We start from the raw sequence: 14,722 nt of genomic DNA, 5'->3' as shown, positions 1-14,722 counted from the left end.
GGCCGGCACCCGGCTTCTAGGCGCCCAGGCGCCGGAGCACCGCCTCCTCGTCCCAGATCTCGCCGTACTTGGCGCCGATGTCGAACAGGTTCGCCTCGTGCGGCCCCGGGTCGCGGTCGCCGACCGCCTGGCGGACCACGACCGGGACGAAGCCGTGCTGCACCGCGTCCACGGCGCTTGCCCGTACGCACCCGCTGGTGGACACCCCTGCGATGAGCAGCGTGTCCACCCGCAGCGCGGTCAGCGTGGAGGCGAGGGTGGTGCCGAAGAACGCGCTCGCGTACTGCTTGACGATCACCACCTCGCCGTCGGCGGGCGCCACCTCCGGCATCAGCTCGCCCAGCGGGCCGGCCAGGTGCCGCAGCGGCGGCACCTTCCGGTAGAACAGCCCGCCGTCGAGGCCGCCCGCGCCGAACGCGACCCGGGTGTGGACCACCGGCACGCCGGCCGCGCGAGCCGCCGACAGCACCCGGGCGGCGCTGTCGAGGCAGTCGCGCGACCCCATGTAGAGATCCGCCCCGGGCTCGAAGTAGGCCCGCATCAGGTCGATGAGGATGAGCGCGGGACGCTCCCCGAACGGGAGCGTCCCGTCGAACGGGTTCACGCCCTGGCCGGGGGCCGGGGGGCGGGCAGGCCGGTCTCCTCCTCGCACCTGGCCAGGATCTCCGCCATCGGCGGGCCCATGTCGAACACCTTGAGCTCCGGCCTGGTGCCCTCCAGCTCCGCCCGCAGGTCGCGGGTGGCCGCCTCGTCCACCGTGCCGTCGGCCGCGCAGACCACCCCGTACCGGCGGGCGCCGCCGGCCGTCAGCAGGCCGCGCCGCACCTCCAGCCCGACCAGGGCGGGGTCGCGGGCCAGCGGGTCGCCCCAGCCGCCGCCGCCCCAGGTGACGAAGTGCAGCACGTCGCCCGGCCGGACCGGCACGTCGTGCACCTTGCTCGGCAGGATCTCCTTGCCGCCGTCCGCCCGCTCGATCCACTTGCGGCCGCGCGCGCCCGGCTCGCCGCCGTTGACCCCCCACGGGTAGGTCAGCCAGCGGTCGTCGTGGATGGCGATGGTGCCCGGCTTCAGGAACCGGTACGCCACGTCCACGCCGTTGCCGCCCCGGTGCAGGCCCGCTCCCCCGGTGTCGGCGACGGTCTCCCAGCGTTCGATGCGCAGCGGGTAGTACGACTCCAGGAACTCGCACGGGATGTTGGTGAACGACGGCCACAGCGAGTGCCCGTCGGGGCCGTCGCCGATCGGCCTGCCGGGGATGCCGCCGAAGCCGATGGAGTACAGCTGGAACCCCTCGCCCGCGTACATGAAGTGGGGTGAGGAGGAGAAGCCGGCCGCGTTCAGCAGGTCGGGCGTCTTCTGCCCGAGCAGCCCGCCGAACAGGTCGAAGATGCGGCCGATGCCGTGGTTGCGGGCGTTGAGCGCGGCAGGATACTCCGGCTTCCAGAAGCTCTTCTCCGGGATCCGCACGTCGACCAGCGGGTAGAAGCCGTCGTTCCAGAGGATCTGCGGGTCGGCCACCGTGATGAGGTAGATCCCGAAGAACATCCGGGCGAGGTTCTCGTTCAGGTAGTAGTTGATCGGCCCCTCGGCCTGCTCGGAGCTGCCGGTGAAGTCGAGCAGCACCTTGTCGCCGGTCCGCGTCAGCGACAGCGACAGCTCGTACGGGCCGTTGCCGACGCCGTCGTCGCAGATGTAGTCCTTGAAGGTGAGCGTCTCGCCGTCCTCGAACAGCGTGGTGAGCAGGACGCGCATCGCGTCGTGGTTGCGCTGGAGCAGGGCCCGCAGGGCCGAGGTGTAGGTGTCCGCGCCGAAACGGGCGCACAGCTCCTGGATCCGGCGCCCGGCGGTGCGGCAGGCCGCCACGATGCCGTTGAGGTCGGCCCGGTTCCAATCGGGCCTGCGCACCTGGTTGAGGATGATCCGCAGCGCGTCCTCGTTCAGCACGCCCTTGGAGTAGAGCTTGAAGGGCGGGATGACCACGCCCTCCTCGAAGATGGTGCGCGCGTCGGTGGGCATCGAGCAGGCGGTCTTGCCGCCGACGTCCGACATGTGGCCGAACATCGAGGCCCAGCCGACCACCCGCCCGTCCACGTACACCGGCATGACCACCAGCCAGTCGTTGGCGTGGCTGATCGCGCCGTCGCAGGAGTACGGGTCGGAGGTGAGCAGCACGTCGCCCTCCTCCACCGTCCCGTCGAACCGGTCGAGCAGGGCCGGGATCGACAGGCCGAACTGCCCGGCGACCATCCGCCCCTCGGCGTCGGCGATGAGCGGGAACTCGTCGTGCTGCTCGCGGATGCCCGGCGACAGGGCGGTGCGGAAGAGCACCTCGTCCATCTCGTAGCGGGCGTTGCGCAGCGCGTTCTCGATGATGTCGAGCGTGACGGGGTCGACCTCGGTCTCGGCCAGGGGTCCCGTCGCGGTCTGGATGATCTGGGCCATCATGCCTCCAGTGGCCGGATGAGCAGGCTGCCGCTCTCGTGCACGTCGGCCACGTGGCCGGGCAGGACGAGCGTGGTGGAGTCCATCTCGGTGACGATCGCGGGACCTTCGATCCGGTTGCCCGCGAGCAGGGTGCCGCGGTCGTAGATCGAGGCCTCGGCCCAGCCGCCGTCGATCCAGACCTCGTGCTTGTCGACCGGCTCGGCGGCAGGGCCGCCCTGGTCGAGGCGGACCGGCCGGACGTCGGGGCGCGGCCCGCTCACCGAGGCGCGGGCGCTGACGACCTCGTGCTCGTTGCTCAGCAGGAACGAGAACAGCCGCTCGTGCTCGGCGTCGAACGCCTTGCCCAGCGCCTCCAGCCCGGTGTCCAGGCCGAGGTCGATGGGGATCTCGAAGCCCTGGCCGTGGTAGCGCACGTCGACCTGGTACGTGACGGTCTGGTCGGCGCGGCCCACCCCCTCGGCCTCCAGCGTGGCGGCGGCCCGCTCGGCCAGCTCGGTCAGCATCTGCCGCAGCTCGTCGTCGGTGAGCTGGGAGAAACGCTTGATGCTGGTCCTGGACGCCTCGTCGCGCAGGCACGTGGTGGCGTCCCCGTACGCGCAGAGCACGCCGGGCGACGGCGGGATGATCACCGGCCACGAGCCGGTCAGCCGGCCCAGCGCGTTGGCGTGCAGCGGCCCGGCGCCGCCGAAGGCGACCAGCGCGAAGTCGCGCGGGTCGAAGCCCTGCTGGACGGAGACGAGGCGGAGCGCGCCGAACATGTTCTCGTTGACGATGTCGACGATGCCCTGCGCGGCGGCCTCGACCGACAGCCCCATCGCGTCCGCGACCTGGGCCACGGCCGCACGGGACCGTTCCCGGTCCAGCACGATCTCGCCGCCGGCCAGCCGCGACGGCAGGTAGCCGAGCACCACGTTGGCGTCGGTGACGGTGGGATCGGTGCCGCCCTTGCCGTAGGCGGCCGGTCCGGGCTCCGCGCCCGCCGACTGCGGGCCGACGCGCAGCGCCCGGGTCAGCTCGGGGACGTGCGCGACCGAGCCGCCGCCCGCGCCGACCGTCCGCACGTCGACCGAGGCCGAGCGGACGGTGAGGTCGCCGACCTTGGTCTCGCGGCCGACCCGCGGCCGGGCGTCCTGGACGAGCGCCACGTCGGTGGAGGTGCCGCCCATGTCGAAGGTGAGGAAGTCGGTGAATCCGGCCTGCTCGGCGACCCAGGTCGCGCCCGCGACCCCGCCCGCCGGGCCGGACAGCAGCATGTTGACCGGCGCCGCCTTGGCGCTCGCCTGGGAGGCCAGGCCGCCGTCGCTGCGCAGCGCGTACAGGTCCAGGCCCAGGTTGTCGAGGTACCTGGCCACCCTCGGCTGGACGTAGGCGTTGGCGACCGTGGTGACGGTCCGCTCGTACTCCCGCAGTTCGGGCAGCACCTCGGAGGAGATCGAGACGGGCACGCCCGGCAGCTCCTCGGCCGCCAGCTCGGCGATGCGGCGCTCGTGGCCGTCGAAGGCGAAGGAGTTGATCAGCGAGACGGCCAGCGCCTCCACGCCGCGCAGGGAGCGCAGCTTGGCCCGCAGGTCGTCCTCGTCCAGCGGCGTCACCACCGAGCCGTCGGCGGCGACCCGTTCGACGGCCTCGACGGTGTCCTCCAGCGCGGCCAGCGGCTCCGGCTTCGGCCAGATGATCCAGCCGGCCAGGCCGCCGGGCACGAACGAGCGGGCGATCTGCAGCACCTGGCGGAAGCCCGCCGTGGTGACCAGGCCCACCCTGGCGCCCTTGCCCTCCAGGATGGCGTTGGTGGCGACGGTGGTGCCGTGCAGGATCTCCCCGATCTCGTCCGGGGAGACGCCCGCCACCGCGCACGCCTTCCGGATGCCGGCCAGGACACCGATCGACTGGTCATGGGGAGTGGACGGAGTCTTGGCGCGGTAGGTCTGGCCTGACTCCTGATCGATGAGAAGGATGTCGGTGAACGTCCCTCCGACGTCCACCCCGAGCCGGTAGCGCATGGGGGGTTCCTCGCTTCTAGATGATTCCGGCCGTGGAAAGGCCGGCGATCTCCTGGGGGGAGAGACCGAGCAGTCCTCCGTAGACCTCGTCGTTGTGCTGGCCGAGCGCGGGGCCCGCGCTGCGCACCCGGCCGGGGGTGCCCGACAGCTTCGGCACCACGTTCTGCATGGCCACCTCGCCGAAGTCCGGATGCGGCACCCGCACGATGGCCTCGCGGGCCTCGAAGTGCGGGTCGGCGAACATGTCCTCGGCCGTGTAGATCCGCCCGGCCGGCACGCCGCCGTCGTGCAGCAGGCGGAGCAGCTCGTCGGCCGGATACGTGACGGTCCAGGCCGAGATGAGCTCGTCCAGCTCGGCCATGTGCTCGCCCCGCGCGCCGTGGGTGGCGTACCGCTCGTCGTCCGCCAGCTCCTTGGCGCCCATGACCTGGGCCAGCCGGGTGAAGACGCTGTCCTGGTTGGCGGCGATGAGGATCGCGTCGCCGTCCCGGGTGGGGTAGACGTTGCTGGGCGAGACGTTCGGCAGCACGGGGCCGGTGCGCTCGCGCTGGTAGCCGGCCTGCTGCCACTCCGGCAGCAGCGACTCCATCATCGCCAGCACCGCCTCGTAGATCGCCGAGTCGACCACCTGGCCGCGGCCGCTGCGCTCGCGCTCGTGCAGCGCCACCAGCGTGCCGACGCACGCGTGGGTGGCGGCCAGTGAGTCGCCGATCGAGATCCCGGCCCGCGACGGCGGCAGGCTGGGGTCGCCGGTGACGTAGCGGATGCCGCCCATGGCCTCGCCGATCGACCCGTAGCCGGCGCGCGGCGCGTACGGGCCGGTCTGCCCGAACCCGGTCACCCGCGTGATCACCAGCCGGGGGTTGACCGCGTGCAGCTCCTCCGGCGACATGCCCCAGCGCTCCAGCGTGCCGGGGCGGAAGTTCTCCAGCAGCACGTCCGCCTCGGCGACCAGCTTCCTGACCAGGTCCTGGCCCCGCGGGGTGCGCAGGTCGCAGGTGACCGACTTCTTGTTGCGCGCCACGACCGGCCACCACAGCGACTTGCCGTGCGGCTTCTCCCTGCCCCACTGCCGCATCGGGTCGCCGCGGCCCGGGTCCTCGACCTTGATCACTTCCGCGCCGAAGTCGCCGAGCAGCTGCCCGCAGAACGGCCCGGCCAGCAGCTGGCCGAGCTCGATGACCCGGACGTCGTCCAACGGGAGATGTGTCATGCCTGCTTCCTCGGCTTCCTGGGCTTCCTCGGGCCGAGCAGGGAGGCGCGGGCCGAGAACAGGTGGGCCCGCATGACGGCCTCCGCCCATTCGGGGTCCCCGGCCCGTACGGCCGCCGCGATCTCGATGTGGTGGTTGACGCTGCGCCGCATCGCCTCCTCGTCGAAGGCGCTGTACGTGCGCAGCAGGACGGGCGAGTGGACCAGGGCGCTGATCGACTGGGCGAGCACGGTGCTGCCGCCCAGGCGCACCAGCTCCTGGTGGAACTCGGCGTTGAGCCGGTAGACCGCGTCGAGCTCCCGCCTGCCGGCGTGCTCGCCGAGCGACACGGCCACCTCGTGCAGCCGCTCGACGTCCTCGTCGGTGGCGGTCGCGGCGGCCTGCCGCGCGGCCAGGCCCTCGATCCTGGCCCGCAGCTCGAAGATGGTCTCCAGGTCCGCCGCCGGATACTCGATGACCCTGGCGCCCTTGTTGGCCGTGACCTCGACCAGGCCCTCCGACTGCAGCTGGCGCAGCGCCTCACGGACGGGGGTGCGGCTCACCTGGAGCAGCTGGGCGAGCTCGACTTCGCCCAGCCGGTCGCCGGGCGCGTAACGGCCGCCGAGTATCAGGGACCGAAGATCATCGATGACGGACATGCATACATCCTCACGCCGAATTCCCCGATTATGGGGAGTGGCGAGGAGTAATGGCAAGGTTTTGCATACATCTGGTTCAGTGGGCGTCGAGGAACGCGGCGATGTCCGCGGCGACCTCCTCGGGGTGCTCGCCGTTGATCGCGTGCGAGGCGTCCGGGTAGACCTTCACCGTGCCGTTCCGCAGCACGCGCCCGGCTACCTCGCGGGAGACGCCGGGGTCGTGCATCACGGACTCGCCGGCCAGGATCGCCAGCACCGGCATCGTCAGGCCGCTCAGCGCTCCTTCGCCGATGAGCGAGGGCTGCGGCAGGCGGAGCGTGTAGTTCTCCATCCCGGACTCGATCATGTCCGCCACCGGCACGTCCTCCACGGGAGCGCCGCCGGCGGTGTAGGAGTTGAACGAGTCGCGCCAGGACTTCGGCAGCCACGGCACGGACGCGGGGATGGCGCGGATCGCGGTGCCGGCCGGGATGCCCGAGAAGGTGTACACGGGGTCGAGCAGGGTCAGCGTGGCGACGTGCCGCGGCCGGTGGACGGCGAGGTTGACGGCCGTCCAGCCGCCGATGGACAGCCCCACCAGGTGGAAGGACTCCTCCGGAAGCTGCGCGAGCACCTGGTCGAGCCAGGCCGCCTGGTCGGCGTCGGAGGTGATCGGCGCCTCCTGCACGCTCTTGCCCGGCTCGCCCAGCAGGTCGATGGCGTAGACGTCACCGATCTTGAGCAGGTGGGGCAGGTTGTCGGCCCAGACCGGCGACGCGGACGCCCTGCCGGGCAGCAGCACCAGCGGCCCGGCCCGGCCGGAGGCGCCCTGGTAGCGGTGGACCCGCACGAACCCGAAGCCGGTGCGCACGTCGATCGTCTCGGCGGCCCGCGGCATGTCGGCCATCGCCCTGTCGTAGGCGGCCGTGAAGCGGGCGTGGCCCTCGGCGCTGTTCCAGTGTCCCACCGGTGACGGCTGGCGAAAGGTGAAGGCCAGGGCGACGGCCGCCACGGCGACCACGACACCCGCGATCTTCAATCTCCGGCGACGGCGCTTCGGCGGTGTCGTTCCGACGGTCTGCTCGGTCATCCTTCCCTCCCTGCTGAACAAGGGTCAATTTTTTGACCACACGGTCAGAGCATACGCGAGGGGCGGGTACGGTGGTGGCCATGGCAGGAAGGCGAACCGAGGACCGGCCGCTCAGCTTCATCGAGCAGGCGCGGCGCGACCAGCTCGTGGAGGTCACCATCGGCGTGGTGGCCGAGCACGGTCATGCCGCCGCCTCGCTGGCCCGGATCGCGGAGGCGGCGGGGATCACGAAGGGCGCGGTGCTCTACCACTTCGCCTCCAAGGACGCGGTCGTGGCGGCGGCCCACGCGCACGTGCTCGACGCGCTCGTGGCCGACATCGGGGCGGCGGTCGATGCCGCGCCGGCCGACGGGGCGCCGGCCGCGTACGTGCGGCGGATGGTCGGGCACCTGGCCGAGCGGCCGGACCACGCCCGGATGATCATCGAGGCGATGATCCACGACCACCGCCCCGACTCCTCGGCCCGCTGGAAGCCGCTCGCCACCCTCCTGGGTCATGCCCGCGAAGCGCGCGGTCTCGGCCCCGGGCCCGACCTGCGCACGCTCGCGATCATCACCGGCGGGGCGATCGACGCGATCGTCGGCGAGCGCCTGCAGGACCCCGCCTATGACGCCGGGGCCGCGGCCGAAGCGCTCGTCGCGATGCTGGAGTCGGCGGCCTTCGCCTGAGAGCGGACGCCCCTTTCGAGCTCCAGAACATCCGCGTGACCTGGCGCAGGGACCGCGCCGACCGGCGGGTCTGGGTCACGGTCAGCGGCCGGCTCCGCGACTCCGGCCCCGGTGACGGCTACTGCGCCCGTTTCGGGCTGCACACGTCGATCAACAGCTGGAAGATCGAGGAAACGTCGACCAAGGAGTGCGACGGGGTGTGGCGATCCACGTCCCTGGCCCTCGAACCCGGCAGTGGAGTCGTCGGGCCGGTACGTCAGTACGGGCGACGGCGCGAAGTACGAGGGGATCAGCAGCAGTCCGCGCCCGCACAGCCGGACGTCGTACGTGTGAGCCGAAGGGATGTGCAGGACGGGCGGGTCCCAGCGCCACGTGACGCTGAGCGTGGCCAGCATGGCGTCGAGCCCGCCGCGGAGCAGGGTTTCGAGGCGCACCGAGCGGTCGGCGGCGGCGGCCGCCCGCACCGCCGGCCACATGGGCGCCAGCGACGAGGCGAAATAGGCGCGCAGGTCGGTCGCCAGCGTCCGCCGCCCCGCTTCCGACCCGGCGGCCAGCTCCCGTAATCCCCGGCTCGGGTCGCGGGCGGACAACAGGCCCACTTCGGCGGCGATCCGGTCGGTGGGGATCTGGCCGATCCGCTCCACTGCGGCGGCGAAATCGTGGCAGTCCGGCTGCAGCAGGAAGTCCGGCACGAAGCCGTCGGCGCGGACCAGCTCCATGATGACGCCCGACCGGGCCGGTAAGTCGCCGCGGGGCGGGCGTCGTGCGCCGGGCCGCCACCGGCCTCCGCCGCGGGCACTGGACAGCAGTCGCACGCTGAGCGCCGTCTCGAACACGGCGTTCGGCTCGGGGGCGAAGGTGATCCTGCGCAGATCGGCTTCGGTGAACGCCAGTCTCAGCACGGGGGTTGATTTTCGCACGCCCGCGCGGGCTCGGGGCGTGCCGTCATCGCCGGGCCCGCCGTTCCCGGTAGGCGCGCTGGCGGCAGGCCCTGGAGCAGTACGCGCGCGGCCGGCCGGTCATGGCGCCCGGCAGAGGAGTCCCGCACATACCGCAGGTTTCGTCACGCGTTTCGTCACCCGCGAGGAGTTCGATGGCGTCCAGCAGCCGAGCCAGGCCGAACTCGAAGGGGTCGGCCGGCTCGTCCCAGGCGCCCGCCTCCCACAGGGCGGTGACGACCGGGTAGGCGCCCAGACGCTCGTAGAGCGAGTCCCGCGCGCCCCACCACTCCTCCTCGCCCACGCCGCTGGCCCGCTCGGCCGCGGCGACCTCGACCAGGCGCAACGCCTCGGCGTCCACGAACCTCCCCAGCAGGTCGGCGGCCGCGACCGTCCGGGCCGGGGTGAGGCCGGCGCCGGAGAGTATGCCGAGCAGGCGGTCGTAGAACGCGACGGCGTTCGGGCCGGGAAGGCGCCGGGTGCCCCGGACCTCTGCCAGCCACGGATGCCGCTTGCGCAGCTCCCAGCCCTGCCGCAGACAGGCCTCCAACTCCTCCCGCCAGCCGCCGGCCGCTCGGACGCCCACCCTCTCAGCGGCCTTCGCCGCAACGGTGTCTGCCTTCTCGGCGGACGTCGCCGGAACAGCGTCCGCTCCCTCGTCCGTCTCCTCCCCAGCGGCGCCCGTTCCACCGGCGCGCGACCGAGCGGCGCTGGGGGTTGGGTCCGCGGCGTCTGGAGACGGCGCAGCGGCGCTGCGGGACAGCGCGGCAGCGCCTGGTGGCGGCGTGAAGGTGCCGAGGGGTGGCGCGGAGGTGGCGGGGGGTGGGAGTGCGCCGATGGCGGCGTCGCGCATGAGGTCGACGAGGTGGTCGCGGCTGGGGACGTGGCGGTAGAGGGACATCGTGGTGAAGCCGAGCCGCTCGGCCACCTTGCGCATCGACAGCCCCGACAGCCCTTCGGCGTCGGCCACCTCGATGCCCGCCCGCACGATCGCGTCCACGCTCAGCCCCTGCCGCGGATCGCCGGCCGCGTCCCGCCACAGCAATTCCACCGGATCTACGTACGCCATGGTTTATGGTATATACCTGTGTACGCCATAAACGACATCTTCGTGTCCCCCACCGGCGACGACGACGCCCCCGGCACCCTCGACCGGCCCTTCGCCACCATCCCCCGCGCACTTGAGGCCGCCAGGAAGGGCGGCGAGGCCGTCATCCACCTCAGGGCGGGCTCGTACCCGCCGTTCGAGCTCACCGACCAGGACCGCGACCTCACCCTCCAGCCCCACGACCAGGAGGAGGCCGTCATCAGCGGCGGCCGGACGATCACCGGCTGGACCTGGGAGGACGGCGTGTGGGCCGCCGACGCGGGCGACCTCGACACCCGCGGGCTGCACGTCGACGGCCGCAGGGCCGAGCGCGCGGGCATCGAAGGCTTCCCCGGCGACGCCACCCAGACCGTCACGGGTTACGTCACGTCCGAGCCGCTCACCTGGGAGAACCCGGCCGGCGTCGAGTTCGTCTACCGCGGCGTCTATCCCTGGACCGAGGCCAGATGCCCGGTCGCCGCCGTCACCGCCGGAGGCACCGAGGTCGTCATGGCGCAGCCCGCCTTCGGCTGGGCGCTCGACCTGTACAACTCGGCCTGGGACGGCCAGACCCAGTCAGGCCCCGGCCTGCCCACCAGGATCGAGAACGACCCGTCCTTCCTCACCGAGCCGGGCACGTTCGTCCTCGACCGCTCCCGCCGCAGGCTCCTGTACCGCGGCGAGCGGCCCGGAACGGCCGTCGCCGCGGAAGCCGGGACCGTGCTGCGCGCCACCGGAGCCAGGAACGTCACCGTGCGCGGCCTGACCTTCGCCGACACGACCTGGTCCAGGCCCGGCTCACCGGAGGGCTTCCTGCATTACCACAGCACCGGCTACTACGACGGCGGCCCCGTCGAGAAGGTCGTCGTGGTCGAGGACCAGGCGTGGGTCACCGTACCGGGAGAGTCGAAGAGCATCCCCGCCGCCGTCACCCTCGACGGCTGCGCGGATGTGACGTTCGAGCGGTGCCGGTTCACCCGGATGGGCGCCACCGCGCTCGGCCTGTCCGGCGGCTCCGGCCTGGCGGTGCGGGCCTGCGTCTTCGACGACCTCTCCGCCTCGGCCGTCTCCGTCGACGGCGGCGCGGGCGTCGTGATCGAGGACAACCTGATCGAACGCCCCGGCCTCGACTACCCCGGCTCCCCCGGCATCGCCGTGTCCGGCGCCACCGGGTGCACCATCGCGCACAACGAGATCACCGACGCCGCCCACTGCGGCATCGCCGCCGGGCCCGCGAACGGCACCCGGATCCTGCGCAACCTGGTCACCGGCGCGATGCGGGTGCTCGCCGACGGCGGCGGCGTCTACGTCTCCGGCCCGCAGGGCGCGAGCGCGGCCGACGCCGCGCTGATCAGCGGCAACGTCATCACCGACACCCGCACCCCGTACCACTTCGCCCTCTACACCGACTACGGCGCCGCCTGGGTGACGGTCGAGGGGAACGTCGTGGCGCGCGCCGACAACACCGCGGTCCTGCAGGTCTTCCCGCCCTTGGAGAACGTCACGTACCGGGGCAACTTCTGGGACGCCGACCCGGTCGGCAGCGACGCCGTCCCGCCGGGAGTGACGTACGAGGACAACACCACCCTCACCGGGGAGGCGCTGGAGGACGCCACCGCGCACATCCGGGCGCGGGCGGGCCGCCGCCTCGATCCGCCGGGGCCGCTGGAGGCTCCGGCGATCAGGCCCTAAGCTGATCCGATGCGCCTCGGGGTGAACGTTCCCAACTTCGGACCCGGCACCGATCCCGGCACGCTCGAACGCTGGGCGTTGACCGTCGAAGGGCTCGGCTACGACCTGCTCATGCTCTCCGACCACCTCGTGATCACCCCCGACGTGGCCGGACAGTACCCCGCGCCGTTCTACGAGCCGTTCACCACGCTGGCCTGGCTGGCGGGCGTCACGCGGCGGATCCGGCTCGGCACCACCGTGCTGGTGGTGCCGTACCGGCATCCCCTGCTGACCGCCCGCATGGCCGCCAACCTGCAGCAGCTCAGCGGCGGGCGGCTGGTGCTCGGCGTGGGCGTCGGCTGGGCGCGGCAGGAGTTCGACGCGCTCGGCGTGCCGTTCGGGCGGCGCGGCGCGCTCACCGACGAGTACGTCGAGGCGATGCGGGCGGCCTGGGCCGACGAGGGCGACTACGGGCCCGGCCGCATCCCGATCTGGGTCGGCGGCAACAGCGACGCCGCCCTGCGCCGGGCCGCCCGGCTCGGCGACGCCTGGCACCCGCTGCGCTTCCGGCTCCCCTGGCTGCGCGAGACGCTCGGCCGGGCGGAGGTGCCGGAGCTGGTGCCGCGCATCGCCCTCCGGATGACCGACACCCCCGTCACCGGCCCCGACCGGCTGGCCGGCGAGGGCACCCTCGACCAGATCATCGGCGACCTCGCCGAGCTGCGCGACCTCGGCGCCGCCACGGTCGTGCTCGACCCGTTCAACGGCGACCCCGCCGAGACCGCGCACCCCGAGACGGCCTGGCACGCGCTGGCCGCCGTCGCCGCCCGAAGGGAACTCCGGTGAACCACGACGACGAGCGCCGCCTGCGCAGGGCCATCGAGCTGGCCGCCTCCGCCCGCGACGCCGGCAACCCGCCGTTCGGGTCGCTGCTGGTGGGCCCCGACGGCACCGTGCTGGCCGAGGAGCGCAACACCACCGTCGCCGACCGCGACATCACCGCCCACCCGGAGCTGAAGCTGGCCCGCTGGGCCGCGCGCGAGCTCGACCCCGCCACCGCGGCCGGCACCACCATGTACACGAGCTGCCAGCCGTGCGGCATGTGCGCGGGCGCCATCGAGCGCTCCGGCCTCGGCCGCGTCGTGTTCGCCCTCTCCGGAGAGCAGCTCGACGCGATGAAGCCGGGCGGCGGCTTCCCGCCGGTGCCCCAGGAAGGCCCGGCGCTGCCGCAGGAGGCGCGGGCCCCGGTCGAGGGCTACTACAGCCCACATCCGTGATCACCGGCGGCCCGCTCACGGTCTCCATCCTCCACTTCGCCTGACGGCACGCTGACCGCTGCCGGAAAACGGGCCGGCCCGCTGTCGATCCCGGCGGGGGCCGTTCGTATAACGGGTGAGAGAGAGGAAAAGCCGATGAAGCAGTATCTGCTCAGCATCTACCAGCCTGACGGCGACCCGCCGCCGCCCGAGGTCCTGGAGCCGGTCATACGGAAGCTGGACGCGCTCAACGAGGAGATGCGGACGGCCGGCGCGTGGGTGTTCGCCGCCGCCCTGCACCCGCCGAGCACCGCGACCGTACTGCGGGCGAAGGACGGCGACGTGCTGATGACCGACGGCCCGTACACCGAGGGCAAGGAGCACCTGGGCGGCTTCACCGTCATCCAGGCGCCCGACCTCGACGCGGCGCTCGGCTGGGGCGGCAGGCTGGCCGAGGCCGTCGGGCTGCCGATCGAGGTCCGCCCGTTCCGATGACCGACGTCGAACGCGTCTTCGCCGAGGAGTACGGCCGGGCCGTGGCCGTGCTCACCCGCATCCTCGGCGACATCGACCTCGCCGAGGAGGCGGTCCAGGACGCGTTCGCCGTCGCGGTCCGGCGGTGGCCCGAGGAAGGGCCGCCGCCCTCCCCCGCCGGATGGATCATCACCACCGCCCGCAACCGCGCCGTCGACCGGCTGCGCCGCGAGTCCGCGCGGGCCGGCAAGCACGCCCAGGCGGCCCTGCTGCACGCCCGTGACGAACCCGCCGAGGAGGGGCCCGTGCGCGACGACCGGCTGCGCCTGATCTTCACCTGCTGCCATCCGGCCCTGTCCAGGCCCGCCCAGGTGGCGCTGACGCTGCGGCTGCTCGGCGGCCTGGGCACCGCCGAGATCGCGCGTGCCTTCCTGGTGCCGGAGACGACCATGGCGCAGCGGCTGGTGCGCGCCAAGGGCAAGATCCGCGACGCGCGCATCCCGTACCGCATCCCGCGCGAGGCGGACCTGCCGGACCGGCTGCGACCGGTGCTGGCCGTCCTCTACCTGATCTTCAACGAGGGGTACGCGGCCGGGTCCGGCGAGCGGCTGGTGCGCGAGGACCTGTGCGCGGAGGCGATCCGGCTGGGGCGGCTGCTGGCGGAGCTGATGCCGGACGAGCCGGAGGTGCTCGGCCTGCTGGCGCTCATGCTGCTGCTGGAGTCACGCCGCCCGGCCCGCACCACCCCCGACGGCCGGCTCGTCCGGCTCGCCGACCAGGACCCGCGGCTGTGGAACGATGAGCTGGCCGAGGAGGGGCGGGAGCTGGTGCGCCGCTGCCTGCGGCGCGACCGGCCGGGGCCGTACCAGATCCAGGCGGCGATCAACGCCGTGCACAGCGAGCCGCCGACCGACTGGCGGCAGGTGGTGGCGCTGTACGACCTGCTGCTGGCCGTCGCGCCGAGCCCGGTGGCGGCGCTCAACCGCGCGGTCGCGGTCGCCGAGGTGTCCGGCCCGCGAGAGGCTCTCGGCCTGGTCGAGGCCCTCGACCTGGACCGCTACTACCTCTTCCACGCCGTACGCGCCGACCTGCTCAGGCGGCTCGGCCGTACGCGGGAGGCGGCTCGGGCGTACGAGGAGGCGATCGCCCGTACGGAGAACGGGGCGGAACGGGCGTTCCTGAGCCAGGCCCGCGAGGCGCTCACGAACGCGGAGTCCCCCTCCTCAAGGCAGTGATCGACCACGTGCCCGGGGCGACGGCGGG

The 14,722-nt window shown here is 73.0% G+C and carries 14 protein-coding genes; 6 read left to right on the top strand and 8 right to left on the bottom strand.

Annotated elements, in window-relative coordinates; translation table 11 throughout:
- Nucleotides 1–16 precede the first annotated feature (16 nt).
- From ABD999_RS33000 to ABD999_RS32975, 6 genes are all read right to left on the bottom strand, one after another.
- Complete coding sequence (locus tag ABD999_RS33000) at nt 17–604, bottom strand: isochorismatase family protein (protein ID WP_345483051.1); 588 nt, start codon at nt 602–604, stop codon at nt 17–19.
- On the bottom strand, nt 601–2,445 hold the full coding sequence (locus ABD999_RS32995; protein ID WP_246640292.1) for a hydantoinase B/oxoprolinase family protein: 1,845 nt from the start codon (nt 2,443–2,445) through the stop codon (nt 601–603). Before ABD999_RS32995 ends, ABD999_RS33000 begins: the two co-directional genes overlap by 4 nt.
- A complete protein-coding gene (locus ABD999_RS32990; protein ID WP_148031629.1) occupies nt 2,442–4,445 on the bottom strand; it encodes a hydantoinase/oxoprolinase family protein in 2,004 nt (667 codons plus the stop codon). Before ABD999_RS32990 ends, ABD999_RS32995 begins: the two co-directional genes overlap by 4 nt.
- Nucleotides 4,446–4,461: 16 nt before the next feature.
- The gene (locus ABD999_RS32985; protein WP_271280066.1) at nt 4,462–5,658 is read right to left on the bottom strand and encodes a CaiB/BaiF CoA transferase family protein; all 1,197 of its coding nucleotides are present in this window, start codon (nt 5,656–5,658) and stop codon (nt 4,462–4,464) included.
- Complete coding sequence (locus tag ABD999_RS32980) at nt 5,655–6,296, bottom strand: GntR family transcriptional regulator (protein ID WP_148031631.1); 642 nt, start codon at nt 6,294–6,296, stop codon at nt 5,655–5,657. Before ABD999_RS32980 ends, ABD999_RS32985 begins: the two co-directional genes overlap by 4 nt.
- A gap of 76 nt (nt 6,297–6,372) precedes the next feature.
- Entirely contained in the window at nt 6,373–7,365 is a 993-nt protein-coding gene (locus ABD999_RS32975; protein WP_271280065.1) for an alpha/beta fold hydrolase, read from the bottom strand.
- Between the two features lie 80 nt (nt 7,366–7,445).
- Between ABD999_RS32975 and ABD999_RS32970 the strand changes: the two genes are divergently transcribed.
- Complete coding sequence (locus ABD999_RS32970; protein WP_219546336.1) at nt 7,446–8,033, top strand: TetR/AcrR family transcriptional regulator; 588 nt, start codon at nt 7,446–7,448, stop codon at nt 8,031–8,033.
- Here ABD999_RS32970 and ABD999_RS32965 read toward each other — a convergent pair.
- Together ABD999_RS32965 and ABD999_RS32960 are read right to left on the bottom strand one after the other, a co-directional pair.
- Nucleotides 7,970–8,935: an ArsR family transcriptional regulator gene (locus ABD999_RS32965; protein ID WP_271280064.1), complete on the bottom strand. Its 966-nt coding sequence runs from the start codon at nt 8,933–8,935 to the stop codon at nt 7,970–7,972. The genes ABD999_RS32970 and ABD999_RS32965 overlap by 64 nt on opposite strands.
- Nucleotides 8,936–8,978: 43 nt before the next feature.
- Complete coding sequence (locus ABD999_RS32960) at nt 8,979–10,040, bottom strand: TetR/AcrR family transcriptional regulator (protein ID WP_378525205.1); 1,062 nt, start codon at nt 10,038–10,040, stop codon at nt 8,979–8,981.
- 18 nt (nt 10,041–10,058) lie between these two features.
- Between ABD999_RS32960 and ABD999_RS32950 the strand changes: the two genes are divergently transcribed.
- The 5 genes from ABD999_RS32950 (at nt 10,059) to ABD999_RS32930 (ending at nt 14,694) form a co-directional block, all read left to right on the top strand.
- Complete coding sequence (locus tag ABD999_RS32950) at nt 10,059–11,750, top strand: right-handed parallel beta-helix repeat-containing protein (RefSeq protein WP_345483050.1); 1,692 nt, start codon at nt 10,059–10,061, stop codon at nt 11,748–11,750.
- Between the two features lie 9 nt (nt 11,751–11,759).
- Nucleotides 11,760–12,575 (top strand): LLM class flavin-dependent oxidoreductase, encoded by an 816-nt coding sequence (locus ABD999_RS32945; protein WP_271280243.1) that lies wholly within the window; start codon nt 11,760–11,762, stop codon nt 12,573–12,575.
- Nucleotides 12,572–13,006 (top strand): nucleoside deaminase, encoded by a 435-nt coding sequence (locus ABD999_RS32940; RefSeq protein ID WP_271280244.1) that lies wholly within the window; start codon nt 12,572–12,574, stop codon nt 13,004–13,006. Before ABD999_RS32945 ends, ABD999_RS32940 begins: the two co-directional genes overlap by 4 nt.
- A gap of 135 nt (nt 13,007–13,141) precedes the next feature.
- Nucleotides 13,142–13,480: a YciI family protein gene (locus ABD999_RS32935; protein ID WP_148031639.1), complete on the top strand. Its 339-nt coding sequence runs from the start codon at nt 13,142–13,144 to the stop codon at nt 13,478–13,480.
- Nucleotides 13,477–14,694, top strand: a complete 1,218-nt coding sequence (locus ABD999_RS32930) for an RNA polymerase sigma factor (RefSeq protein WP_271280245.1) — start codon at nt 13,477–13,479, stop codon at nt 14,692–14,694. The genes ABD999_RS32935 and ABD999_RS32930 overlap by 4 nt, the downstream gene beginning before the upstream one ends.
- Nucleotides 14,695–14,722: the final 28 nt, after the last annotated feature.

Origin of the sequence: Nonomuraea ferruginea (genome assembly GCF_039540635.1) — a bacterium.
Taxonomy (GTDB): domain Bacteria; phylum Actinomycetota; class Actinomycetes; order Streptosporangiales; family Streptosporangiaceae; genus Nonomuraea; species Nonomuraea ferruginea.
Note: the sequence above shows the minus strand (reverse complement) of the source record. Positions and strands in the feature narration are given on the sequence as shown.